General features: G+C 59.8%; 22 protein-coding genes and 1 tRNA gene. 15 read left to right on the forward strand and 8 right to left on the reverse strand.

Going from position 1 to position 23,605, the window contains the following annotated elements; all coding sequences use genetic code 11:
• The 3 genes from VL003_RS08630 to apbC all read right to left on the reverse strand — a co-directional run.
• The coding region (locus VL003_RS08630; protein WP_325441551.1) for a hypothetical protein at positions 1-269 on the reverse strand (269 nt) is incomplete at its 3' end.
• An 8-nt stretch (positions 270-277) separates the two neighbouring features.
• The gene (locus VL003_RS08635) at positions 278-2,050 is read right to left on the reverse strand and encodes an autotransporter assembly complex protein TamA (protein ID WP_325441553.1); all 1,773 of its coding nucleotides are present in this window, start codon (positions 2,048-2,050) and stop codon (positions 278-280) included.
• 15 nt (positions 2,051-2,065) lie between these two features.
• Entirely contained in the window at positions 2,066-3,151 is a 1,086-nt protein-coding gene (apbC, locus tag VL003_RS08640; RefSeq protein WP_325441555.1) for an iron-sulfur cluster carrier protein ApbC, read from the reverse strand.
• A 90-nt stretch (positions 3,152-3,241) separates the two neighbouring features.
• On the opposite strand from apbC, the gene VL003_RS08645 reads away from it, so the two are divergent.
• The 4 genes from VL003_RS08645 (at position 3,242) to VL003_RS08660 (ending at position 8,186) form a co-directional block, all read left to right on the forward strand.
• Positions 3,242-3,487 carry a hypothetical protein gene (locus tag VL003_RS08645; protein WP_325441557.1) on the forward strand — a complete coding sequence of 82 codons (246 nt, stop codon included), beginning with the start codon at positions 3,242-3,244 and terminating at the stop codon, positions 3,485-3,487.
• Positions 3,488-3,634: 147 nt separating this feature from the next.
• Entirely contained in the window at positions 3,635-5,704 is a 2,070-nt protein-coding gene (gene metG, locus VL003_RS08650; RefSeq protein WP_325441559.1) for a methionine--tRNA ligase, read from the forward strand.
• Between the two features lie 11 nt (positions 5,705-5,715).
• Entirely contained in the window at positions 5,716-6,621 is a 906-nt protein-coding gene (locus VL003_RS08655; RefSeq protein ID WP_325441560.1) for a cation diffusion facilitator family transporter, read from the forward strand.
• Positions 6,622-6,722: 101 nt separating this feature from the next.
• Complete coding sequence (locus VL003_RS08660) at positions 6,723-8,186, forward strand: NAD-dependent succinate-semialdehyde dehydrogenase (protein WP_325441562.1); 1,464 nt, start codon at positions 6,723-6,725, stop codon at positions 8,184-8,186.
• Positions 8,187-8,188: 2 nt separating this feature from the next.
• Here VL003_RS08660 and VL003_RS08665 read toward each other — a convergent pair whose 3' ends face one another.
• Positions 8,189-9,085: a LysR substrate-binding domain-containing protein gene (locus tag VL003_RS08665; RefSeq protein ID WP_325441564.1), complete on the reverse strand. Its 897-nt coding sequence runs from the start codon at positions 9,083-9,085 to the stop codon at positions 8,189-8,191.
• Positions 9,086-9,194: 109 nt separating this feature from the next.
• Here VL003_RS08665 and VL003_RS08670 point away from each other — a divergent pair, with 109 nt between their 5' ends.
• Positions 9,195-9,899: an SDR family oxidoreductase gene (locus tag VL003_RS08670; RefSeq protein WP_325441566.1), complete on the forward strand. Its 705-nt coding sequence runs from the start codon at positions 9,195-9,197 to the stop codon at positions 9,897-9,899.
• Positions 9,900-9,978: 79 nt separating this feature from the next.
• Here VL003_RS08670 and VL003_RS08675 read toward each other — a convergent pair.
• A tRNA-Gly gene (locus VL003_RS08675) sits at positions 9,979-10,052 on the reverse strand.
• A gap of 119 nt (positions 10,053-10,171) precedes the next feature.
• Here VL003_RS08675 and trmB point away from each other — a divergent pair.
• Both trmB and thiS read left to right on the forward strand, forming a co-directional pair.
• On the forward strand, positions 10,172-10,930 hold the full coding sequence (trmB, locus tag VL003_RS08680; protein ID WP_414708271.1) for a tRNA (guanosine(46)-N7)-methyltransferase TrmB: 759 nt from the start codon (positions 10,172-10,174) through the stop codon (positions 10,928-10,930).
• Between the two features lie 56 nt (positions 10,931-10,986).
• Positions 10,987-11,187, forward strand: coding sequence for a sulfur carrier protein ThiS (gene thiS / locus VL003_RS08685; protein ID WP_325441568.1), 201 nt, complete (start codon positions 10,987-10,989; stop codon positions 11,185-11,187).
• Here the strand turns inward: thiS and ffh are convergent.
• The gene (ffh, locus tag VL003_RS08690; RefSeq protein ID WP_325441570.1) at positions 11,184-12,605 is read right to left on the reverse strand and encodes a signal recognition particle protein; all 1,422 of its coding nucleotides are present in this window, start codon (positions 12,603-12,605) and stop codon (positions 11,184-11,186) included. The two genes, thiS and ffh, sit on opposite strands and share 4 nt — an antisense overlap.
• 143 nt (positions 12,606-12,748) lie before the next feature.
• Between ffh and VL003_RS08695 the strand changes: the two genes are divergently transcribed.
• From VL003_RS08695 to ampD, 3 genes are read left to right on the forward strand one after another with little or no spacing between them, the layout of a single operon-like run.
• The gene (locus tag VL003_RS08695; protein WP_325441571.1) at positions 12,749-13,597 is read left to right on the forward strand and encodes a cytochrome C assembly family protein; all 849 of its coding nucleotides are present in this window, start codon (positions 12,749-12,751) and stop codon (positions 13,595-13,597) included.
• A gap of 1 nt (position 13,598) precedes the next feature.
• Positions 13,599-13,862 carry a PP0621 family protein gene (locus tag VL003_RS08700; protein WP_325441572.1) on the forward strand — a complete coding sequence of 88 codons (264 nt, stop codon included), beginning with the start codon at positions 13,599-13,601 and terminating at the stop codon, positions 13,860-13,862.
• A 9-nt stretch (positions 13,863-13,871) separates the two neighbouring features.
• Complete coding sequence (gene ampD, locus VL003_RS08705; RefSeq protein ID WP_325441574.1) at positions 13,872-14,456, forward strand: 1,6-anhydro-N-acetylmuramyl-L-alanine amidase AmpD; 585 nt, start codon at positions 13,872-13,874, stop codon at positions 14,454-14,456.
• A gap of 72 nt (positions 14,457-14,528) precedes the next feature.
• Here the strand turns inward: ampD and htpG are convergent, their stop codons facing one another.
• Complete coding sequence (htpG, locus tag VL003_RS08710) at positions 14,529-16,436, reverse strand: molecular chaperone HtpG (protein WP_325441576.1); 1,908 nt, start codon at positions 16,434-16,436, stop codon at positions 14,529-14,531.
• A gap of 234 nt (positions 16,437-16,670) precedes the next feature.
• Between htpG and VL003_RS08715 the strand changes: the two genes are divergently transcribed.
• Genes VL003_RS08715 through VL003_RS08735 form a run of 5 tightly spaced genes read left to right on the forward strand, consistent with a single transcriptional unit; the run spans position 16,671 to position 22,058 of the window.
• Positions 16,671-16,796 carry a hypothetical protein gene (locus VL003_RS08715; protein ID WP_325441578.1) on the forward strand — a complete coding sequence of 42 codons (126 nt, stop codon included), beginning with the start codon at positions 16,671-16,673 and terminating at the stop codon, positions 16,794-16,796.
• Between the two features lie 9 nt (positions 16,797-16,805).
• Positions 16,806-17,669, forward strand: coding sequence for a cytochrome c (locus tag VL003_RS08720; protein WP_325441580.1), 864 nt, complete (start codon positions 16,806-16,808; stop codon positions 17,667-17,669).
• Between the two features lie 42 nt (positions 17,670-17,711).
• Positions 17,712-19,121: a cbb3-type cytochrome c oxidase subunit I gene (locus VL003_RS08725; RefSeq protein ID WP_325441582.1), complete on the forward strand. Its 1,410-nt coding sequence runs from the start codon at positions 17,712-17,714 to the stop codon at positions 19,119-19,121.
• Position 19,122: 1 nt separating this feature from the next.
• Positions 19,123-19,941 (forward strand): CbbQ/NirQ/NorQ/GpvN family protein, encoded by an 819-nt coding sequence (locus tag VL003_RS08730; RefSeq protein WP_325441584.1) that lies wholly within the window; start codon positions 19,123-19,125, stop codon positions 19,939-19,941.
• 8 nt (positions 19,942-19,949) lie between these two features.
• Complete coding sequence (locus VL003_RS08735; protein WP_325441586.1) at positions 19,950-22,058, forward strand: nitric oxide reductase activation protein NorD; 2,109 nt, start codon at positions 19,950-19,952, stop codon at positions 22,056-22,058.
• Positions 22,059-22,103: 45 nt separating this feature from the next.
• Here the strand turns inward: VL003_RS08735 and VL003_RS08740 are convergent.
• A partial coding sequence (locus tag VL003_RS08740; protein ID WP_325441588.1) for an FAD-binding oxidoreductase occupies positions 22,104-23,605 on the reverse strand: 1,502 nt, incomplete at its 5' end.

Below are 23,605 nucleotides of genomic sequence, written 5' to 3' on the forward strand. Positions count from 1 at the left end.
CGGTCAAGCAGCTCGCGCCACGCCACGTGCAGCTCGAGGTCTTTGATATGAATATCAGCGGCGGGCACGACCAGGCGCAACTCTTTTACTGTCAGACCCCGCCAGATCGAGCCGCGAACACCGGAAACATTGCCTTCAAGCTGTGACACGGCGGTGCGCAGCGCCCAGCGTGTTCCGGGCTCGGAACCCACCGCCCACACCAGAAACCCGCCAAGCAGGGCCAGCAACAAAACAAGGGCCGGCGCCATCCAAAGCAACAGCCAACGCACGGGCCGGTTCAAAATGCGATCCCCAACGAAAAGTGCAGGCGCAGCCTGCGGTCTCGCTGGCCATAGGCCACGTCAATGCCAAAGGGGCCGGCCGGCGTGCGCACCCGAGCCCCCACGCCATAGCCAAAAGCCAGATCCATGTCGCCAAACGACTCGGTGGCGTCACCGAAATCGACGAACGTGGCCATGCCGATGCTTTCTGTGAAATAGTGCGTGTACTCGACGCTGGCCACGACCATGGCTGGAGCCCCGATGGTGGCATCGCCACGCGGCAGCCCTATGCTTTGAAACTTGTACCCGCGTATGGTTCGCCCCCCACCGACCCGAAACCCGAAGTCTTCGGGCAGGCGGTCGGTTCTGGACCACACCTTGCCCACCTCGCCGCGCAACGTCAGGACATCACGCTTGCCTATCGGCCACCATTGCTGCAGCCTTACGCTGGCTCGATGAAACGGCTCGCCCTTGTCCAGGGTAACGCCGGTGCCAACACCAAAATCAAACAAGTTGCCTTCACGGGGGTCGTACTTGTCGTTGACATCGCGACGCAGCCATTGCCAGGTGGCCACCAAAGAGGGCACCTTGTAGCTTTCGGCACCGTCGATTTGGGTTTTGTCATACGCGGCAATCAAGCCCCACCGCGTTTCGAATTCGACTCGGCTGTCTCCGGCCGCCTTGCGCTGTTGCGAACGCTTCCAGCCTAAACCGTAGCGTGTGGTGTCCAGGCCCTCGATGTCGGAATGGTTGTAAAGCACACCCACGCTGTCCTGGTACCCGCGCTCGCTGGGCGGAAAATAAATATCGTAAAACGCCCGCTGGCGTTTCCTGTCGACACCAAACCCGGTTTCGATCGAAATGGGCTGGCCAAAGACGACGTTCTGGCGATACAAGCCCTCGATCCGCACCCCGTGGTCGCTGTCCAGACCCAACGAGCCCGACAATCGTTTTGCCGGGGCTTCGGTAACGCGCACCGAAACCGGAATTTCAACTTCGCCGTCCGGACGGGTATGACGAAGCGCCGGGTCGTCTTCCAGGACAACAAAAGCGCCACGAAAGAACGTAGTGGATTCGAGCGCCTGCTGCCATTCGTCGAGCAGGTCTTGATCGTAGGGGTCGCCCGGCGTGTATCTTACGTAGCGGTCGATCAGCTTTCGGGGAACCCGCCGCAAGCCGTTGACGGTAAGTTCGCCCATGCGCACACGCGGCCCGCTGTCGACCGCCACGTGCAGATCGGCCTGTGCCTCGTCGGCCAGTATGGTCGCTTGCGAGGCACGGATTCGGGCCAGGTAGAAGTCTTTGCGGCTGACCGCGTCGATTAATTCACTCTTGGCACTGTTCCATTGTTCGTTCACGAAGGGCATGCCTTCGGGCAGTGGCCAGGCGGCCTTAAGCGTGTCGACCCGCCCCGCAAAGGGCGGGGTGGCGATGTGCCCGGAGAACGCCAGGTCAACAGACCTGACGTCGGTTCGAGGGCCGGGTTCGATGGTGATGTCCCAGGTTTCGCCCACCACGTCAGAGCCGACCTCGAGGTTGACCACAGCCGAAAAATACCCCTGCGTCTCAAGCGCCGACAGCGTCGCATCGCGCGCGCGACGCCGCAGACGCGACACCTCGCCGCCGTCCTGGTCTTCGGCCAATCGGGTGATGACATCAACCGCACCCATAATGGATTGCAATGCCTCGGGGGGCACGCCGCCCGGGTCGATCGTGACTTCAGGCGTAGCCGCGAGTGCCGCCGGTATCAGGCCCAACACCAGTACTGCAGAGGCGATCGCCAGACGCATCGACGTGCCAGACGCCTAGTGCCTGGCGACCACGGTGGGCATTTTCGCAGAGAAGTCGCGAGGCAATGCCGCCACCTGCAACGCCACCTTATGCGCAATGTCGTGATACAGCCTGGCCACAGGGCCGTCGGGCTCGGCCACGACCGTGGGCTTGCCCGAATCGGTTTGCTGGCGAATGCTCATGGCCAAGGGCAAAGCGCCCAACCAGGGAAGATGGTATTCAGCCGCCATGTCGCGCCCGCCGTGCTGGCCGAAAATGGGCTCGGCATGACCACAGTTCGAACACACGTGTACCGACATGTTCTCGACTACGCCCAGCACCGGAACATCGACCTTCTGGAACATGCGCAAACCCTTGCGCGCGTCGGCCAGGGCCAGATCCTGGGGCGTGGTGACAATGACCGCGCCGGTAAGCGGAACCTTTTGCGACATGGTCAGGGCTATATCGCCGGTACCGGGGGGCATGTCGATAATCAGGTAGTCAAGGTCGCGCCAATTGGTTTGTTGCAGCAATTGTTCAAGCGCCTGGCTGACCATGGGCCCACGCCAAATGGCTGGTGCGTCTTGATCGATTAAAAAACCGATGGAGTTGGCCTGCAGCCCGTGCCCTTCCAGAGGCTCCATGGATTTATTGTCGAGGCTTTTTGGTTTGCCCGACACGCCCAGCATAATCGGTACGCTGGGGCCGTAAATATCGGCATCAAGCAAGCCGACGCTGGCACCCTGGGCGCTTAACGCCAAAGCCAGGTTGACCGACGTAGTGCTTTTGCCCACGCCGCCCTTGCCCGACGCCACGGCAATAATATTGCGCACATTACGCAAAGGCTTTAGCCCCGGCTGAACGGCGTGGGTCTGAATACGGGTGATGAAACTGAGCTCGCCCAACGAAACACCTTGCGCGGCCAGAGCTGTTTCAAGCAGTTTCCGTAACTCGGACGGGTCGTTGTATAAAGGGTAATCAAGCGCTAAAGTAAGACCAAGCGTGTTTCCGTTCAGTTGCAGCGTGCTGTTCTTGATCGTCGCCGGCCCCAGCTTGCGTTTGGTCGCCGGGTCGACCACTTCGGCCAGCGCAGCGCTAACCTGCTCAATAGAAGGACTCATTTCCATGCCTTGTAAAAATAACTCTCGACTCAAGCCTCAAGAATAGCGGATCGGGGAATTATTTTCCGCAACGGCTGTCTATCAAGCCATATGAATACATTCACACAAATTCTTCGCGGCGTCCTTTTCCTGGTTCTGGCCATCTGCGGCATGGCCATGGCGTTCATCTTCATGGTGTCCACCGCCATCGCCATCGGGGTGCTGTACATTGTGGCTCGCATCAAGGGCCGCCCCTTCGGTGTACGCGCCTACTGGGACAGCCGCCAGCCCTCGGCCCGATCCGCTTCGTTTCGCAAAGACGACGTGGTCGACGTAAAAATGCGCGAAATCCCCTAAAGCCCGGGCCTAAGGGCTTCAGCGCCCAAAGCCTCAGCGATTCATTACAATAGAACCGCCCTGGCGCGTTATGCGTGCCAGGGCGGTTCTATTGTGCATTCGGCGCTTCCGCCGAAACGCCTCCTTACTCTTTTTTACTCATTGTTCATGTCGCGCACGATATTTGTCACCACCGCCCTGCCTTACGCCAATGGTTCCTTCCACATCGGTCATATCATGGAATATATCCAGGCCGACATCTGGGTCAGAACCATGCGAATGGCGGGCCATACCGTGCATTTCGTCGGTGCCGACGACGCCCACGGCGCGCCCATCATGCTCAAGGCCGAGAGCGAAGGTATTTCGCCGCAAGAACTGGTGGCGCGTTACGCCGCCGAGCGGCCGCGCTACCTCAACGGCTTTCAGATCCAGTTCGACCACTGGCATTCAACCGACTCGCCCGAAAACGTGGCGCTGTCGCAAGACATTTACCGCAGCCTGAAGTCAGCCGGCTTTATCAGCTCGCGCAATGTCGAACAGTTCTATGACCCGGTCAAGGGCATGTTCCTGCCCGACCGCTACATAAAGGGCGAGTGCCCCACCTGCCACGCCAAGGACCAGTACGGCGATTCATGCGAATCGTGCGGCGCTGTATACACAGCTACCGAATTGATCGAGCCGTACTCGACGCTTACCAAGGCCAAGCCGGTACTCAAATCGTCCGAGCATTTCTTTTTCAATCTGTCCGACCAGCGCTGCGTCGAGTTCTTGCAAGACTGGACAACCGGCAACAACCGCCGTGGCAACAAGCGCCTGCAGGCCGAGGTGCTGGCCAAGACCCGCGAATGGTTGGGCAGTGGCAACGACGACAGCGAAGCCAATCTGGCCGACTGGGACATTTCCCGCGACGCGCCTTATTTCGGCATCGAAATTCCCGATGCGCCGGGCAAGTACTTTTATGTCTGGCTCGACGCGCCGGTGGGTTATCTGGCTTCGTTCAAAGCCTACTGCGACAAGCAGGGGCTTGATTTCGACGCCCTGCTTGACCCTGCCGGCGACACTGAACAAGTGCACTTCATCGGCAAGGACATTGTCTATTTTCACGCCCTGTTCTGGCCCGCCATGCTTCGGTTTTCGGGTCGCAAAACGCCAGACGGCCTGCACGTACACGGCTTCATTACCGTCAGCGGCGAAAAAATGTCAAAAAGCCGCGGCACGGGCATTTCGCCGCTGCGCTACCTTGAAATAGGCATGGACCCCGAATGGCTGCGCTACTACATAGCAGCCAAGCTCAATTCCCATGTCGAAGACCTGGACTTCAACCCCGACGACTTCGTGGCACGGGTCAACAGCGACCTGGTCGGCAAGTACGTCAATATTGCCAGTCGCGCCGCCAACTTCATCAGCAAATACTTTGACGGCCAACTGGGCTACACCGGCGACACCACCGCCCTGACCAGCGACATCGCGGCCGTGGCGGCGCAGGTTCAGGCCGATTTCGAGGCGCGTGAGTACGGCCGTGCCATTCGCCGCCTGATGGCTTATGCCGACACGGTCAACCAGGCGTTCGACGCCGCCCAGCCCTGGGTGCTGGCCAAGGGCCTAACCCCGAACGACGAACGGCGCCCCGCACTGCAAGACATCTGCTCGCGCGCGCTGGCCGGCTTCAAGGCGCTGTCGGTCATGCTGGCCCCGGTATTGCCCGCACTAACCGCCCGTGTAGCTCAAGATCTGTTCGGTGATCCAACGCCTTACCGCTGGCAAGACGCCTCGGTTGCACCCACCAGCATCCAGCCGTTCAAGCACCTGATGAAACGGGTCGAGCCGGCCATGCTCGACGAGCTGTTCGAACCGCCCGCCCCGGAACTGCCCACCCCCGGCGGCGAAGCCATTGCCGACGCCATCGACTTCAAGGACTTTGCCAAGGTCGATCTGCGCATTGCGCGCATTGTGGCCTGCGAGGCAGTCGAGGGTTCCGACAAGCTGCTGCGCCTGACGCTTGACGCGGGCGAAGGCCGGCACCGCCAAGTGTTTTCAGGCATTAAGTCAGACTATTCGCCCAACGACCTCACCGGCAAGCTCACGGTGCTGGTGGCCAATCTGGCGCCTCGCAAGATGCGATTCGGGGTGTCCGAAGGCATGGTGCTGGCGGCCAGCCACGCCGACGAAACCGCCAACCCGGGCATCTATATTCTTGAGCCCTGGCCCGGCGCACAGCCCGGCATGCGAATCTCGTGATGCAAAACGGAATGGATCCGATCAGGCACAAGCAGGGGCGCGTCGCCGTCCTGGTCAGCGTTGGTGTCAATATAATCCTGACCATCCTGCAGCTGATCATTGGTGTGGTGGCGCACTCGCAAGCCCTGGTTGCAGACGCCATCCATACCATGTCCGACCTGCTGGGCGACGGCGTGGTACTGGTCGCCAATGCGCACAGCCACAAGGCGCCCGACGACAACCACCACTATGGCCACCTGCGCTTTGAAACGGCTGCATCCATGCTGTTGGGGGTGTTGCTGATGGGCGTCGGTGCGGGCCTGCTCTGGGCTGCCTTTGGTCGTCTGCAGAACCCCGCCGACATTCCTCAAGTGCACCCGGCCGCGCTGGTCGTGGCACTGTTTGTCATTGCCGGTAAAGAGTCCCTGTTCCGTTACATGCGCAACGTGGGCGAGCGCATACGTTCGACGATGCTGATTGCCAATGCCTGGCACGCCCGTTCCGACGCGGCCTCGTCCCTGGTGGTGGCCCTTGGCATTATGGCGAACCTGGCCGGTTTTTCCGTGGCCGACTCGCTGGCTGCACTGATCGTCGGCCTGATGATCGCCCGCATGGGCTGGAAGTTCTTTTCCCGCTCGTTCGGCGACCTGCTGGACAAGGCCGTCGACACCGCCACCCAGGACCGCATCCGCCAGCACCTGCTCGATACGCCCGGCGTCCTGGGTGTTCACGACCTTAAAACCCGAAAGCTGGGCGACATGATCTGGGTCGAAGTCGACCTCGAGATGGACGGCAGCCTTTCCATTGCCGAAGGCCACGAAATCGCCGTACGGGCGCGGGCCAGGGTCATCGAGAACGAGCATGTGCTTGATGTCATGACTCACTTCGATCCGGTAGAGGCCGACGACCCCCGCCTACGGGCACCCGCCGCCACATAATGGTTCGCTGCGTCGGCAAGAACGTGTTTGTTTGCGGCAAGACAAGGCGGCCTACAATCAAGGCATGACGTTTGTGTCGCCAGGCACTCCCGGAGACCCCCATGGCCTTTGATTTCAAATTGACGGATCCTAGCCTCGTTCGACAGCAGTGTTATATAGACGGCGAGTGGGTCAACGCAGACAGCGGCGAATTCATTAGCGTGCACAACCCTGCCGACGGCAACACCCTGGCCGGGGTGCCCCGGGGCGGCGCCGCTGAGGCTCAGCGCGCCATCGACGCAGCCGAGCGGGCGCTACCGTCATGGCGCGCCCGAACGGCGGCAGAACGCGCCGGCATCTTGCGTCGCTGGTTCGAGCTGATGATGCACCACCAGGAAGACCTGGCCCGTTTGCTGACCTTGGAGCAAGGCAAGCCTTTGGCCGAAGCCCGTGGCGAAATCGCCTACTCGGCGTCGTTTATCGAGTGGTATGCCGAAGAAGGCAAGCGGGCGTATGGCGAGGTCATTCCGTCGCCCTTCCCGGATCGGCGCTTGCTTGTCTTGAAGCAGCCCGTCGGCGTTTGCGCAGCCATCACCCCCTGGAACTTCCCTTCTGCCATGATCACCCGCAAGGCCGGGCCTGCCTTGGCTGCCGGCTGCACCATGGTGCTCAAGCCGGCCAGCGCCACACCGCTTTCAGCGCTGGCGCTGGCCGAACTTGCCGCCCGCGCGGGCGTTCCGGCGGGCGTTTTCAATGTGGTGACAGGTGACTCAACCCCCATTGGCGAAACCCTTACCCGCAGCCCCGTCGTGCGCAAGCTGTCGTTTACAGGTTCTACCGAGATCGGTCGGCAACTTATGGCGCAAAGCGCCCCCACGCTCAAGAAACTTTCACTCGAGCTGGGTGGCAACGCACCCTTTATTGTCTTTGATGATGCCGACGTAGATGCGGCGGTAGCGGGCGCAATCGCATCCAAGTATCGCAACACCGGTCAAACTTGCGTTTGCACGAATCGCTTTCTCGTGCAAAGCGGCATCTACGACTCCTTTGCCCAGAAGCTGGCGCAGACCGCGTCCAAGCTTAAGGTGGGCCCGGGCCTTGAAGAGGGCGTGGTTCAGGGGCCGCTGATCAACCAGGCGGCACTGGATAAAATCAAAGAGTTGGTGGCTGACGCAGAGTCAAAAGGCGCCAAGGTTATTGCCGGCGGCGCAAGCCACGAGCTTGGCGGCCTTTGGTTTCAGCCCACGGTGCTTACCGAAATCAGCCAGAACATGGCATTGACCCGGCAAGAGATTTTCGGCCCGGTGTCGGCCCTGATGCGCTTTGATCATGAAGGAGAAGCCATCACGTACGCAAACAACACCGAGTTCGGTCTGGCATCGTATTTGTACAGCCGCGACATGGCGCGTATCTGGCGGGTTTCCGAAGCGCTGGAATACGGCATGGTGGGCGTCAACACCGGCCTCATCTCTACCGAAGTAGCACCGTTTGGCGGCGTCAAACATTCGGGCCTGGGCCGCGAGGGCTCGCGTCACGGGCTGGACGAATACATGGAACTGAAGTATTTGGCGCTGGGCGGAATATAAGCTTAGGCGCCGCGCTGCTCAAGCAACCATTGCCGCAGCATTTCGGTCGACTCGCCATGACGAGGGGTTCGTGGGGCCACCACGTAAAAATCGGCAGCGCCCTGCAGGCTGCCGGGCAGCGCTTGTACCAGCCGCGTAGTGGTTAATTCGGGCTCGACCAAAAAGCGGCTGACCAGCGCAATGCCTTGCCCTGCAATGGCGGCATCAATGGCCAGGCTTGTTTGATTGAAACGAAGTTTTCTGGCGCCTGCAGGCACTTCCAGCTTTTGAGTCTGGTTTAGAAACCGAGGCCATAAATCGTGCGCATCTTGCAATAACACCTGGCTTTTAAGTTCTGCGACATCGAGCCATTCAGTTCCGTGCGCGCCGCGCGCCGGGCTGCGCACAGCGATGATCTCTTGCTTGAACAATAGGTCGGAGACGAGGTCGGGCCCGAAAGGCGGATTACCCTGCCTCACTGCAATATCGACGTCATCCCGGCGAAAATCCGAAACGCTTTCAGTTGCCAGTATGCGCAAGTCGACAAGCGGATGCGCCTCGACAAATAGCGGCAGGCGCGGAATAAGCCACTTGGATGCGAAGGTGGGCGTGACACTGATAGTCAGCCGCTCGGGCCCGGTGCGCAAGGCCGCCGTAGCAGAGGCAATAAGATCAAAGGCCCGACGCAGATCAGGCAGATAAGCCTGTCCCTGATCAGTAAGCCGGAGCCCACGCGGCAGCCGTTCGAACAGCTTGATGCCCAGGTAGGCTTCCAGCCCGCGCACCTGTTGCGCCACCGCAGCCTGCGTCACGCTGAGCTCTTGGGCCGCCAGACGGAAATTAAGATGTCTGGCAGCGGCTTCGAACGCGCGCAAAGCGTTCAAGGGCGGAATTCCAGAGCGGGAAAACGAGCGTTTCATACAGTAGTTTTTCTATTGCACCAACGAGATTTTCTCGCTCGTATTATTTGGGATTCATGCCTATTATCTTGCAAGTGTACCTTCACCCAAACAACACTCAGGAATATTCATGGCAGTAGAAAAAGTAGCGGTAATTACCGCAGGCGGAAGCGGCATGGGTGCGGCGGCCGCCAAACGGCTGGCCCAAGACGGTTTCAAGGTAGCGATTCTGTCGTCTTCTGGCAAGGGCGAAGCCTTGGCCAACGAGCTGGGCGGTATCGGCATTACCGGCTCGAACCAGTCAAACGACGACCTTAAAACCCTGGTCGACTCGGCGCTGCAGCGCTGGGGCCGTATCGACGTGCTGGTAAACAGCGCCGGGCACGGCCCGCGCGCTCCAGTACTGGAGCTTACCGACGAAGACTGGCACAAGGGCATGGACGTGTACTTCATGAACGTAGTACGCCCCACCCGCCTGGTTACGCCCACCATGGTCAAGCAAAAGTCGGGGGTCATTATTAATATTTCAACCTTCGCCGCGTTCGAACCCGACCCCGCATTCCCAACCTCGGGTGTATTTCGTGCCGGCCTGGCCGCTTATACCAAACTGTTCGCCGACCAGTACGCGGCCGATAACGTGCGCATGAACAACGTGCTGCCCGGTTTCTTCGACAGCCTGCCCGAAAAGGCCGAATCGCGCGCACGCATTCCGCTGGGCCGCTACGGCAAGATCGAAGAAATGGCCGCCACCATCGCCTTCCTGGCATCCGAAGGCGGCGCCTATATTACCGGGCAGAATATTCGTGTCGACGGAGGAATTACACGCTCGGTATAAAGCGCAGGCAAGGGAACGGGGCTGATCATCTAGCGAGAGCACCCTGGTCGACAGCACAGAGTTTCGTTTGCCGATACTGTGGAGCGGGCGATGGGAATCGAACCCACGACGAAAGCTTGGGAAGCTTTAGTTTTGCCATTAAACTACGCCCGCATATCGGCTGCGCCGGAAAACGATTGTATTCGTGATTCCGCTCTGCACGCAAACGAAACGCTAGCGCACCAGGCCGTCGCAGTAAACGCCAAATGGCTACAATTCAGCTTATGAATTCAATGCCCCGTTCCCCGTCTAATATTCCGTCCGGCCACAACTCGTCGCCCACCCAAGCCGAATCGGGCGGTGCCGCCCAGGCGCACCCCGATTACGGGCTGATCCGCAGTTTCGTGCATCGGCGCAGCCACATTACGGCCGGCCAGCAAGAAGCGCTTGATCTGCTGATGCCCAAATGGGCCGTTCAGTATCGTGCTGCGCCGCTTGATTTCGAGCAGGTATTTGGGCGCACGGCGCCCACCGTGCTCGAGATTGGCTTTGGCATGGGCGAGACCACCGAAAAAATTGCGCTGGCGCGCCCCCAGGACAACTTCCTGGGCGTCGAAGTGTTCAACTCGGGCGTAGGCGCCATGCTCAAACGTATCGAGGCTTCGCAACTGCAGAACGTGCGCATTATTCAGCACGATGCGGTCGAGGTGGTGCGCGACATGATCACACCTGATTCACTGGTCGGCATCCATATTTATTTCCCCGACCCCTGGCCCAAAAAGCGCCACCACAAGCGTCGGCTGGTTCAGCCTGGCTTTGTGCAGTTGCTGGCCGGTCGCCTGCAGCCGGGCGGCTATATACACTGCGCCACCGACTGGGAACACTACGCCCACCAGATGCTCGAAGTATTAAGCGGCGAACCCTTGCTTGAAAACACCTGCACAGGGTTTGCGCCCCGGCCCGACTACAGGCCGCTGACCAAGTTCGAGAACCGTGGCCTGCGCCTGGGCCATGGCGTCTGGGATCTTATCTTCAAGCGCAAAGGCTGTTAGAACGGCCCGAATCAAACACCCACCGAGCGGCAAGGCCCTCGATTCTGGAGGACCCCATGAACATTACCTTGAACGGCAAACCCCATGCGCTGGGTCAGGACGCCACCGTGTCCGACCTGGTGCGCAGCCTTGGGTACGAAGGAAAACGCATTGCGGTAGAGCGCAACGGCGACATCGTTCCGAAAAGCAGGCACGCGCAAACCGCGCTGAATGACAACGACGTGATTGAAATTGTGGTTGCGGTGGGCGGAGGTTAACGGCGAAAGCCGCCGAACCCACCGCCGCCGCCCAGCCCTTTGAGGCCACCCATGGCGCGCATCATCTTGGCCATGCCGCCTTTTTTCATTTGCTTCATCATGCCCTGCATCTGCTCGAACTGAGACAACATGCGGTTGACTTCTTGAACCGGCACGCCGGCGCCCGCTGCAATACGCCGCTTGCGCGACGCCTTCAGTATTTCGGGTTTGGCGCGCTCGGCAGGTGTCATGGAGTTGAGTATGCCTTCGGTGCGACGCAACTGCTTTTCAGCTTGCCCGCCCTGCAATTGCGACGCGGCCTGGGCAAACTGGGCGGGCAGTTTTTCAAGCATCGAACCCATGTCGCCCATTTTCTTGACCTGTTGAAGCTGCTCTCGAAAATCGTTCAGGTCGAAACGGTCGCCTGATTTGATCTTGGCCGCCAGCTTCTGGGCTTCGGCCACGTCGATATTCTTTTGCGCCTGCTCGACCAAAGAAACAATGTCGCCCATGCCCAGCACCCGCTGAGCCATTCGCTCGGGGTGGAAAGGCTCGAGCCCGTCGAGCTTTTCAGACATACCGACAAACTTGAGGGGCTTACCCGTGACATGCCGGACCGACAGGGCGGCACCGCCGCGTGCGTCGCCGTCGAGTTTGGTAAGCACCACGCCGGTCAGCGGCAGGGCGTCGGCAAAGGCCTTGGCGGTATTGACCGCGTCCTGGCCCTGCATGGCGTCCACCACGAACAAGGTCTCGATGGGGCGGAGCAAGTCGTGCAGGGCGCGGATCTCGAGCATCATGACTTCGTCGATGCCCAGACGACCGGCCGTATCGACAATAAGCACGTCGTAGTGATGGCGCTTGGCATGGTCAAGCGCCCGGATGGCGATGTCTTGTGGCTTCTGCGAGGAATCGGAAGGCAGAAAATCGACATTGACCTGAGCGGCCACGGTTTTCAACTGATCGATAGCGGCCGGGCGATAAACGTCGGCACTCACCACCAGCACTTTCTTCTTGCCGGTTTTACGGCCGTTTTGTACGTGGCCGCCTTCAACCAGCCACTTGGCCAGCTTGCCACTGGTGGTGGTTTTACCGGCCCCTTGCAAACCTGCCATCAGGATGACCGCAGGCGGTTGAGTAGCCAGCGAGAGCTCGCCCGCTTCAGCGCCAAGATCGCCCCCCATCAGCGAGGTGAGCTCTTTATGAACCACCCCCACCAGGGCCTGACCCGGGTTCAGGCTGCCAACCACATCTTGACCAAGCGCCTTTTCTTTGACTCGGGCGATAAAATCGCGCACTACGGGCAGAGCCACGTCGGCTTCGAGCAGGGCCATGCGCACTTCGCGCAGCATCTCTTGCGTGTTGGCTTCGGTAAGACGCGCCTCGCCGCGCATCGTTTTAACGACGCGGGACAATCGCTGGGTCAGGTTTTCGAGCATGGGAATATTTCGCTTGGTCTTTCGCTTAAACTAGCCGGACAACTAACCGAAATAAGAAACGGTTAACGTTGCCGCTACGCACTAAAATAAAGGGTAATCAGGCATTATGCCTTAACGCCCTTTCAAAAAAATTTATCTTGTCTATGTCTGCTGGCATTGTATTTCACTCGCTCGCCGCGTTTGCCTACGGCCTATTGGCCGTTTCGCTTTGGCAGCCGCTTAAAAGCAAAGACCTGCAGACCGCCACCATAGGCGCCATGCGACGCACGTGCCTGCTGGGCGCCATTGCCCTACACGGAGCAGGGCTGTATATGGCTATTTTGCAAAGCGCCGCCCACTTGTATTTGGGCTGGGCCCTTGCGCTGTCGGCAGCCCTGTGGCTGGGCATGATCGTGTTCTGGCTCGAAAGCCTGATCAAGCGCATCGACGGGTTGCTGCTTATTTTACTCCCTGCCGCTGCGATGGTTTCGGCCCTGGCCGCCGTGTTCCACCAAGGACACTCTGTTAGCAACGCCGGCAACGAATGGCTGCGCATTCATTTGCTGATTGCACTGACTGCCTACGGCCTTACCGCGGTAGCCGCCTTGCAAGCCATGCTCATGGCTTCGCTCGACCGTTACCTACATCGCCCGGTTACCAACGCCCAAGAGCGCGGCTCATTCAGCCGTGCGCTCGAATCGCTGCCGCCCTTGCTGGTGCAAGAGCACCTGCTGTTTCGTCTTATCTGGATCAGTTTTTCGATACTGACCCTTACAGTCATAACGGGCGCCATCGTTTCACAACAGTTTACCGGCGCGCTTTTCCCGCTAGACCACAAAACCGTTTTCACATTGCTGTCGTGGCTGACCTTTGCCGTATTACTGGTCGGTCGTCATCTGCGCGGCTGGCGCGGCCGCCAGGCGCTACGATGGACCTTGCTGGGTTTTGCCTTTGTACTGCTTTCGTATAGCGGAAGCCGGTTCGTCATCGACGTCATTCTCAACCGAGGTTAATTTGGGAAAACTCATCTTCTGGGCCGTAGTCATTCTGGCGCTATTGCTGGTGGCACGCATTTTGGCGCGTCACCACGAAAAACGCGCAAACCCGCCTCAGGCCGGCTCACTGCCGCGCAAGGCCGCGGCGCCATCGGTAGACCAGCCCGAAACCATGGTGCGCTGCGCACATTGCGGCATACATATGCCGCGCTCGGAAGCCCTGCTGTTAAACGGCGAAACCTGGTGCAGCAGCGAACATGCCAAACTCGGGCAGCGCCGTTAAATCGGCCCCATGACCCCCTTGGTGCTTGATCAACACGGGTGGCTGAAGCCCGGACCGGGCCTGCAGCACGCCCGCTCGCCCAACTGCGATGCGCGCCCGGCGGGCTGCGATCCCTATCTGCTGGTCATTCACAACATCAGCCTGCCACCAGGCGCGTTCGGCGGACCCGAAATTATCGACCTCTTCCTGAACAGGCTCGACCATGCTTCGCACCCCTGGCTCGAACGCTTGCGCGGCCTGACTGTTTCTGCGCATTTTCTAATACGCCGGGACGGCGGCATGGTGCAGTTCGTTTCCACCGACGAACGGGCCTGGCATGCAGGGGTGTCGCGTTTTGAAGAGCGCGAACGCTGCAACGACTTTTCAATCGGCATCGAGCTCGAAGGCACCGACACGCAGGCCTATAGCGACGAACAATACTCAAGCCTCAAAGCCTTGACCCGGGCACTAAGAAACAGACACCCCTTGCGGGCCGTGCGCGGCCATGAGCATATTGCCCCGGGGCGCAAGACCGACCCGGGCCCGGCCTTTGACTGGAGCCGTTACGGCAGTGAAAGCGGCTGGTTCCGGCGGCAAGTACCGCCGCAGGCCTGATCCGGGCCGACAACGCCATATACCCGCCGCTCGCAAAGACCCAGGCCTTATCAGCCCGGGTCTGGTTCCGCATCAGCCCAGCAACAGCTTGTTCATGCGCTTCACAAAGCCTGCTGCATCTTCAAGCTGTGCCCCCTCGGCCAACATGGCCTGATCCAGCAGAAGTTGCGCCCATTCGTCAAAGGCCTCGTCAGGCGCCTGATTGATACGCTCGATCAAGGCATGGTCGGGGTTGATCTCGAGTATGGGCTTGGTTTCAGGGGCCTGCTGGCCGGCCGCCTGCAACATGCGGCGCAAATGCGGGCTGAGTTCGTCGGCGTCCACCACCACGCAGGCAGGCGAGTCGACCAGGCGCACTGTAACGCGCACTTCTTTTACACGTTCGCCCAAGGCCTTGCCGAGGCGCTCGACCAAAGGCTTCATGGACTCGGCCTGCTCGGTTTGCTGCTTCTTCTCTTCTTCGTCAGCCAACTTGTCCAGATCGAGCCCGCCCTTGGCCACAGACACCAGTTTCTTGCCCTCGAACTCGTTCAGGAACGACAGCATCCATTCATCAACGCGGTCAGACATCAGCAAGACCTCGAGCCCCTTCTTGCGGAAGATTTCGAGCTGGGGACTATTGGCCGCAGCCAGATAGGACTCGGCCGTGATGTAGTAGATGCTGTCCTGGCCTTCTTTCATGCGGCCCACGTAGTCAGCCAATGACACTGACTGAACGGGGCCTTCGGTGTGGGTCGAGGCAAAGCGCATCAACTTGGCAACGCGCTCGCGGTTGGCCGGGTCTTCGCCGGTGCCCTCTTTAAGCACTTGACCGAATTGCTCCCAGAACTGCGCGTATTGGTCGGGCTGGTTCTCGGCCAAATCTTCGAGCAAGGAAAGCACACGCTTGGCGGAACCTTCGCGTATGGCTTTCACGTCGCGGCTTTCTTGCAGGATTTCACGCGACACATTAAGCGGCAGGTCGGCTGAGTCGACAACACCACGCACAAAGCGCAAGTAGTTGGGCAACAGCTGCTCGGCGTCGTCCATAATGAACACGCGTTTTACGTACAGTTTGACGCCGCGTCGGCCGTCACGGTCCCAAAGGTCCATGGGCGCCTGCTTGGGCACATACAGCAACTGTGTGTACTCGCTGCGCCCTTCAACGCGGTTGTGCGTCCAGGCCAGCGGGTCGGCAAAATCGTGCGCAACGTGCTTGTAAAACTCTTGATACTGCTCGTCGGTGATGTCTGATTTGGACCGCGTCCAAAGCGCGCTGGCCTGGTTCACAGTTTCCCACTCTTCGGTGGCCACCTGTCTGGCTTGCTCTTCGTTCCATTCTTCTTTGCGCATCTGCACAGGCAGCGATATATGGTCGGAATAACGGCGCAACACTTCACGCAGTTTCCAGCCGCTAAGAAAGTCGTCTTCGCCTTCGCGCAGGTGCAATGTTATTGAAGTGCCACGATCAGCCTTGCTGATTTGCTCGACGGTGAACTCGCCCTGCCCGTCGGACTCCCACTGCACGCCTTCGGCTTCGGGCAGCCCGGCACGACGGCTGCGCACTGTCACCTTGTCGGCAACAATAAACGAGGAATAGAACCCGACGCCGAATTGACCGATAAGGTTGGCGTCTTTTTGCTTGTCGCCCGTGAGCCGCGAGAAAAACTCTTTGGTGCCCGACCGGGCGATGGTGCCCAGGTTGGCAACCGCTTCGTCGCGCGACAAGCCAATGCCGTTATCGGAAATGGTCACCGTGCGCGCCTCAGCGTCGTACTCAACGCGTACGCTCAGCTCGGTGTCGCCCTGCATCAGTTCGGGCGTGTCAATGGCTTCAAAGCGCAGCTTGTCGCAGGCGTCGGATGCATTCGAGACCAGCTCGCGCAGGAAAATCTCTTTGTTGCTGTACAAAGAGTGGATCATCAAGTGCAAAAGTTGTTTTACTTCGGCCTGAAAACCTAGGGTTTCGGAAGACTGATGGGTCGATTCTGCTTGGCTCATGGTTCGGTCGTAGAAATTAAATAACTGAAAAATCAATGCATTAAGGCCAGGCGCACCGGCCGCCGGCGCAGCACACGCAGCGGTCGGCCGCAGCCGGCAACTCGGCACAACTGTGTCTATATGGGGTCGAACCCGGGCGTTTCAATGGGCCAAACGGTTGTACAGGCCAAAAGGGGGGCGTATAGTGGCCCTAGGCTAAAAGCCCGGCAATAAGTCAGAAAAAGGAGGGTGTACGTGCAATCGAACGTCTTGTTTTCTTTTTTACGGGGTGTCGGATACGCCGTGGTACTGCTTATGATGGCAGCCATTGTGTACGCAGGCGTCATCGGCGCACTGAACTGGTCGGGCATCGGCGTGTAAGGGGGCCCCATGAACAAGCGCCAAACACGAATATTCGCCATTGCCTCTACCGCTATCGCCAGCCTTGTATTCCTGATTCTTACAATCGACAGCCACAGGCAGTTTCCCAGCCTTACCAACTCTGAAAACATTACCGACCAGGTCGTGCGCGGCCAAAACGTATGGCACGACAATAACTGCATCAACTGCCACACCATTTTCGGCGAAGGCGCCTATTACGCGCCCGACCTGACCAAAATTACCCAACATCGCGGCACCGCCTACCTGACGGCCTTCATGAAAGACCCGTCACAGTTCTACGACGAGAAGCGCCACCGGCGCCTGATGCCCAACCCCAACCTTGACGACCAGGAAATTGCAGATGTGATTGCGTTTATGGACTGGGTCGCCAATGTCGATAATCAAGGCTGGCCGCCACGGCCCATTCTGGTTACCGGCGGCTCTATTCCGGGCACCGAACTTAGCATTGCCCAGCAAGACCAAAGCACCGCCGCAGGCGGCAGCCAGCCACCCGGCGGGCGTCCGGTCGACAGCGCGAACGACCCTATTGCGTTGGGCCAGGCGCTGTTCCACTCGGCCGTGCCTACCTGTGCCGCATGTCACTCCACGGCTCCGGGTGTCAACCTGGCCGGCCCCACCTTGGCCGCCATGGCCACCACTGCACAAAAAACGCTTGATTCGCCCGATTACCAGGGCAAAGCGACCACGGTCGAAGAGTTCATCCGTGAGTCAATCGTGGAACCCAGTGCTTACCTGCACCCGGGCCCCATGTATTCAGCCAATGGCGTGTCGTTCATGCCGCCAACTTACGGCAACGACCTGAGCGAAGAGCAGATCGACCACCTTGTGGCGTATCTGGCCTCGTTCAAATAAACCTCGCTCACCCTGAACCGCCCCTGGGAACCTGGAGTCGTCATGCGTTATCAAACTCAATCCGTTGCTTACTGGTACTTTGCACTGGCCATGATCTTGTTCGGCCTGCAAATGGTGTTCGGCCTGATGTCGGCAGCCAAATACCTGGGCCCCGACCCCTTGCTTAACGTCATGGCCTTTGACGTGACCAAAACCATTCACACCAACCTGCTTATCGTCTGGGTGCTGACCGGTTTCATGGGGGCCACTTACTGGATCATTGCCGACGAATCGCGCACCGAGCTTTACAGCGCCAAACTGGCGTACTTGCAGCTGGTCATCTGGGCAATAATGGGCGTTACCGCAATCATCGGCTACTTTTTTGGCTACGGCACAGGCAACAAACTGCTCGAGCAGCCCCTGCCACACAAATTCGCCATTGTGGTCTGCATGCTGATCTTTCTTTACAACATCGGCATGACCATCAAAAAGTCAGGCCGCTTCACGACCACCGAAGGGGTGCTGCTGCTGGGCCTGGCCAGTTCGGCTGTACTGTATTTGCCGGCATTGCTGCACTACGAAAACTACGTGGTATCCATCTACTACCGCTGGTGGACCATCCACCTGTGGGTCGAGGGCGTATGGGAAATGATCCAGGGCGCCTTCCTGGCCTACCTGCTTATTCGCCTTTCGGGTGCCGACCGAGAGGTGCTTGAAAAATGGCTTTACGTCATTGTGGGCCTGGTATTTATCGCCGGCATACTGGGAACCGCCCACCACTACTATTGGGTCGGTGTGCCTGCATACTGGCTGCCGCTCGGCGGATTCTTCAGTGCCCTGGAACCCGTGGCCCTGGTGGGCATGGCCATGTATGCCTACTTTGCCATCCGCCGCTCGGGTGTGCGCCACCCCAACGGGCTGGCCCTGCACTGGACCATCGGCAGCGCAGTGTTCACCTTGTTTGGTGCGGGCTTGCTGGGTCTGGCTCACACATTCCCGGCCATCAACAAGTGGACTCACGGCACCCTTATCACCGCCATGCATGGTCATGCCGCGTTCTATGGCGCGTATGTCATGATCATTCTGGCGGTTATCACCTACGCCCTGCCCACGCTTACCCGTGGGCGCTCTGAGTCGGGCAGCAGCCTGGGTTATTGGGCTTTCTGGCTACAGATCAGCGGCATGTTCGGTATGACACTTTCGTTCGCCACGGCGGGCATCGGCCAGGTCTACCTCGAGCGCGTTCTGGGCATCGGCTACCTCGATGTTCAGCTAAAAATACAGGTGCATTTCTTGATGCTGGTGGCTACGGCGTCGATCTTTGTTATTGGCGTCATGCTCTTTATCTGGGATTTCTTCCGCCGCGCACCCGTATTTGTAGGCGAAGCCCAAGCTTCAAACGCCGCGCCGCAAGGCGGCGAGCCTGGTCGCCCACTGCATGACACCCGCTACGCAGGCGAGCGGGCGCGTTAGTATGGGCATAGGTCAAGCAACCAGCGTCGCCGTGCCCGCCTTGGGCGACGCACCCTACTACCTGCCCTTTGGCGACGAGGTTGAACTGTTCGAGCAGTGCCACCAAAACCGCCTGGGTGTCATGCTTAAAGGCCCCACTGGTTGCGGCAAAACACGCTTTGTCGAGTACATGGCCTGGCGGCTGGGCCGGCCGCTTATTACCGTTTCCTGCCACGACGACCTAACCGCCAGCGACCTGATCGGCCGCTTTCTTATCCGGCACGACGACACCATTTGGCAAGACGGCCCTTTGGCCACCGCTGTGCGCCAGGGCGCTATTTGCTACCTGGACGAAGTGGTAGAGGCACGCCAGGACACCATTGTGGTGCTGCACCCCCTGACCGACCACCGGCGCATCTTGCCCATCGACAAGACCGGCGAAGTACTTGAAGCCCCTGCCGGTTTTCAACTGGTCATTTCCTACAACCCGGGCTACCAGCGCATGCTTAAAGACCTTAAGCCCAGCACCCGGCAGCGCTTTGTTGCGCTTGATTTTGATTTCCCCCCTGCCGAGCGGGAGGCGCAGATAGTGGCTGCCGAAAGCGGGCTTGACCTTGCTCAGACCAACGCGCTGGTCGCCCTGGCCCACAAGCTGCGCGCTTTTCAAGACCGCGGCTTGGCCGAGGTACCCAGCACACGGCTGCTGGTTGCCACGGCCGGATTGATGGCGCAAGGCATTAGGCCGCGCCAGGCGTGCTACGCAGGGCTGGTTTCCCCTTTGTCGGACGATGCCTCGTTGGTCGGTGCCATGCGAGACCTGGTCGACCTTAGTTTCCGCTAGCCCGAGCCATGGCCGAAGCCGAAGACGTCCTGCAAGACATTGCCCGCCACGCCACCATCTACGCGCGCAGCCTGTGGTTGCGGCATCGCGGCCCGCAGAACCAACCCCGCCCCATCGTTCTTGCGCAGGTGGCCGAACGCCTTGACCTGCTGATTAATGCCGTCTTCGAGCAGCAGCATCCATTTCGAACCGCCCAGGCACCCGCGACGCCCACGATGCTGACACGGCTGTTTCGTCGGCACGACGTTCACAACAACGGCGCCCCAGTACCGGCCACCGACGGCCGGCATATTTGGTTGCCGGTCAGTACCGATGCTACCCATCTACCCACTGCCACTACCCGGTTTCGCGCCATGGCCTTGCAGCAAGCCATGCGCGCCCAACGCGGCAGCGCCCGGCTTATTGCCCATACCCAAGGCGACCCGGCCTTGCGAGCCGTATATATTCTGCTGGAAGCGCAGGCTGCCGACGTTGAGCTGTTGCGTCGCTTGCCCGGCGCCGGCCCCGACCTTCAGACGCTGCGCCAATGGATGGCGTCGAGGCACTTGGCGCAGCCCCCTTCGCTGCCGGATTCGTGCATGCCGTTTCAAACCCTGAAGATGGCTATGCTGCAAACACCCATACAGCAAGCCGTGCCGCAGCTTCAGGCCTACCTCCAGCTGCTTGACGACTCCCAGGCCAAGCTCAATTTCGACCCAGGCGGCACCCACCTGCCCTTTTGCGCTACCCCGCAAGAATCATTGCTGCTTGCCGGCAAGCTCGCAACGCGCCTGATGGCGCCGTTTCCCGGCAGTCGCCGCCCTCAGCGCCAGGCATTGCTGCATGACGCCTGGACAGGCGACCTGTTCACGCCCTCCCCCGAGCCAATGCAGGCGCTTAACGCCCCTGCGTCCGACGAGCAGCCCGGCACCAAGCCGCCGCGCGGCGCCCGTATGGCGCGCCGCCCCAAGGAGCGCAAGGCCGACAAAGATGAAGACAAGCGCGGACAAGGCACCTGGATGGTGCAGACCAACCCGCCCCTTGAGAAGGCCGAAGACCCGCGCGGCCTGCAACGCCCGGTGGACCGCGACGAAGACACCCCCGCTGAAGAGTTTGCCGACGCGCTCTCGGAACTGGAAGAGGCCCGGCTGGTCTCGACCCCCGGCGCCGCCAAAGAGGTGCTGCTATCAGACGACCCCCTGGAAAAGCGCAGCATGCGCAAGGCCGGGCCGCTTGATTCGACCGCCCGCATACTGCATTACCCCGAATGGGACTACCGCCAGGGCGGTTACCGCTTCCCCGGTGCGGCCGTGCACCTGCTGCCCCACCAGCCCGGCCCCCAGCAATGGGTCGACGAAACCCTGAAGCAATATCAGACCGTACTTGAAGCCATACGCAAGCGCTTCGAAGCACTGCGCGCCCAACGCCTGTGGCTACGCCGCCAACTGGACGGCAGCGAAATAGACCTGGACGCGTACATAGAGGGCCGCGCCGACATGCGTGCCGGCCTGCCCATGCCACAGGCCCTGTACCGCTTGCAACGCCCCCAGTCGCGCGACCTGGCCATAACCCTGCTGATCGACATCAGCGGGTCGACCGATTCATGGCTGGCCGCCGACAAACGTATTATTGATGTAGAGCGCGAAGCCCTGTTGCTGGTCTGCATTGCGCTGGAGCGCCTGGGCGCCCCCTATAGCATCGAGGCCTTTTCCGGCGAAGGGCCCCATCATGTCACCGTCACCGAAGTAAAGGCCTTTAACGAGCCCTACAGCAACGACATCGCCCTGCGCATTGCCGCGCTGGACGCCCAGCACTACACCCGCGCAGGCGCCGCCCTGCGGCACGCCACCGCCTTGCTCATGAAGCAACAAGCACAGCATCGGCTGCTGCTGCTGCTTTCCGATGGCAAGCCTAACGATGTAGACGAGTACGAAGGCCGCTACGGCGTCGAAGATATGAAGAAGGCCGTGGAAGAAGCCAAGCTGCAGGGCATCTTCCCGTTCTGCCTGACCATAGACAGGCATGCGGCTGCCTACTTGAAGACCGTATTCGGCGCAAGGCAATATGCCCTGCTGCCGCGTGCCGAGGCCCTGCCGACCGCATTGCTGGACTGGATGAGAAAACTGGTGGCGCAATAACCGCCAAGCCCCGCCCGGCGTGCCGGCCAGGCGGGGCTTATACCGTCAAGCCTTGTCGGGCTTGTAGGTTTCAAGGTCGATGCCCGACTTGCCCGGCGCAAGGATATTGTTCGGGTCCAGCGCCTGCTTGATCTTGTGGTTGATCGACCTTTGCGCCGCACCGTACGTTTCGGCCACACGGTTCATATATGCGTTGTTCACGCGGTAGACCCCATAACCATGCTTCTCGAACTCGTCAAGCAGTTCATGGAAGCAATCGTAGGCGCGCCGCATTTCTTCTGTGTTGGTGCGGTCGTATAAAACGTCGATAATGTGGTGCATCGCCCGCTGCCCCACAATAAACTCGCCCACGTAATCCAGGCCATGCTTGTTCAGAATGGTGGTGGCCAGCTCGACCTGCTTGCGGGTTTCAGAGCCCTTGGCCTGGCTAACCGGGGCAAACCACATCGACCCACCGCCCCCGCGCCAGTTGTACAGGCCGAACTCGGTCAGTGTCATGTTGCCGCGCATAAGGTCGGCCCGATACTTGAACGCCGGGTCGTCGCCGGCGTCTTCCTCAAGAATAATCTCTCCCTTGCCCGATGCCTTGATCAGGTCGGACACGATCTTCCAGTTGGTTTCAACCTGGGCCTTGGCGCCGTAAAGCGCAGCGTATACCGTCCAGGCGCCAATGTTGTGCTCGTCGCGAATGCGCTGAAGGACTTCGGGCGAAGTGGCGCCCTTTTCGGTGGTGTAGTCGCTACGCCGCACCGTAGCACTGGCCTCGTAGAGAGTGCCGGCCAGCACCACACCGTTGGGAATGATTCCGGAAATACTTAAAGGGCGAAACAGCTCGACCAGCTCTTCAATGTCTTCATCTTTCTTGTAACGCACCGAGAACGGCATGTAGGCCTCGGGTTCGGGCATAAGCCAGATACCCAGCTTGGTAACGATGCCGTAGTTCGATTGGGTAAAGATGCCGTCCAGGTACGGGCCATAGCCCCACTTGAAGATCTGCCAGGTATTGCTGCCTTCAACACCCCCCATGGCGGTACGCAACACCTGGCCGTCGGCAAGCACGACCTCCATGCCGCAAGAAAACATGAAGTGCTCAGAGTAAGGCGTGTAGCCTACGCCACGGTCTAGCGTGTTACCCACCGGCCCCGCAATGGCCGACGGCGCGGGCGGGTCGACCCAAAGCTTGTAACCCTTTTCTTTCAGGTAGTTGACCAGTTGCTGGTAAGTAACCCCCGGCTCGAGCAACGCCGTACATAACACCGGGTCGACCTCGATGATCTTGTTCATTTTCTTGAGATCAAGAATGATCTGGCCACGATGATGAGGCGCGGCGGAGCCATAGCCAAGATTCTTGCCGGTGGAGATTGTCCATACAGGAATCTTGAACTTATTGCAGATATGGACCACACCCTGCACATGCTCAACCGTGGTGGCCGTAACCGCCGCCGACGGCGCGAATTCTTCAATATCTACCGGCATCATAATTTTGCGGTAGGGCGCAAGCTGCGGCGCCTGCAGCAACACGTTTTCTTCGCCAAGCAACACTTTCA

Source organism: Pusillimonas sp., assembly GCF_035515275.1.
In the GTDB taxonomy this organism is placed as follows: domain Bacteria; phylum Pseudomonadota; class Gammaproteobacteria; order Burkholderiales; family Burkholderiaceae_B; genus Pusillimonas.

Coding starts and splice junctions, on each gene's coding strand:
- VL003_RS08635 (WP_325441553.1), bottom strand. CDS start 2,050: ATGCGTCTGGCGATCGCCTCTGCAGTACTGGTGTTGGGCCTGATACCG.
- apbC (WP_325441555.1), bottom strand. CDS start 3,151: ATGAGTCCTTCTATTGAGCAGGTTAGCGCTGCGCTGGCCGAAGTGGTC.
- VL003_RS08645 (WP_325441557.1), top strand. CDS start 3,242: ATGAATACATTCACACAAATTCTTCGCGGCGTCCTTTTCCTGGTTCTG.
- metG (WP_325441559.1), top strand. CDS start 3,635: ATGTCGCGCACGATATTTGTCACCACCGCCCTGCCTTACGCCAATGGT.
- VL003_RS08655 (WP_325441560.1), top strand. CDS start 5,716: ATGGATCCGATCAGGCACAAGCAGGGGCGCGTCGCCGTCCTGGTCAGC.
- VL003_RS08660 (WP_325441562.1), top strand. CDS start 6,723: ATGGCCTTTGATTTCAAATTGACGGATCCTAGCCTCGTTCGACAGCAG.
- VL003_RS08665 (WP_325441564.1), bottom strand. CDS start 9,085: ATGAAACGCTCGTTTTCCCGCTCTGGAATTCCGCCCTTGAACGCTTTG.
- VL003_RS08670 (WP_325441566.1), top strand. CDS start 9,195: ATGGCAGTAGAAAAAGTAGCGGTAATTACCGCAGGCGGAAGCGGCATG.
- trmB (WP_414708271.1), top strand. CDS start 10,172: ATGCCCCGTTCCCCGTCTAATATTCCGTCCGGCCACAACTCGTCGCCC.
- thiS (WP_325441568.1), top strand. CDS start 10,987: ATGAACATTACCTTGAACGGCAAACCCCATGCGCTGGGTCAGGACGCC.
- ffh (WP_325441570.1), bottom strand. CDS start 12,605: ATGCTCGAAAACCTGACCCAGCGATTGTCCCGCGTCGTTAAAACGATG.
- VL003_RS08695 (WP_325441571.1), top strand. CDS start 12,749: ATGTCTGCTGGCATTGTATTTCACTCGCTCGCCGCGTTTGCCTACGGC.
- ampD (WP_325441574.1), top strand. CDS start 13,872: ATGACCCCCTTGGTGCTTGATCAACACGGGTGGCTGAAGCCCGGACCG.
- htpG (WP_325441576.1), bottom strand. CDS start 16,436: ATGAGCCAAGCAGAATCGACCCATCAGTCTTCCGAAACCCTAGGTTTT.
- VL003_RS08720 (WP_325441580.1), top strand. CDS start 16,806: ATGAACAAGCGCCAAACACGAATATTCGCCATTGCCTCTACCGCTATC.
- VL003_RS08725 (WP_325441582.1), top strand. CDS start 17,712: ATGCGTTATCAAACTCAATCCGTTGCTTACTGGTACTTTGCACTGGCC.
- VL003_RS08730 (WP_325441584.1), top strand. CDS start 19,123: ATGGGCATAGGTCAAGCAACCAGCGTCGCCGTGCCCGCCTTGGGCGAC.
- VL003_RS08735 (WP_325441586.1), top strand. CDS start 19,950: ATGGCCGAAGCCGAAGACGTCCTGCAAGACATTGCCCGCCACGCCACC.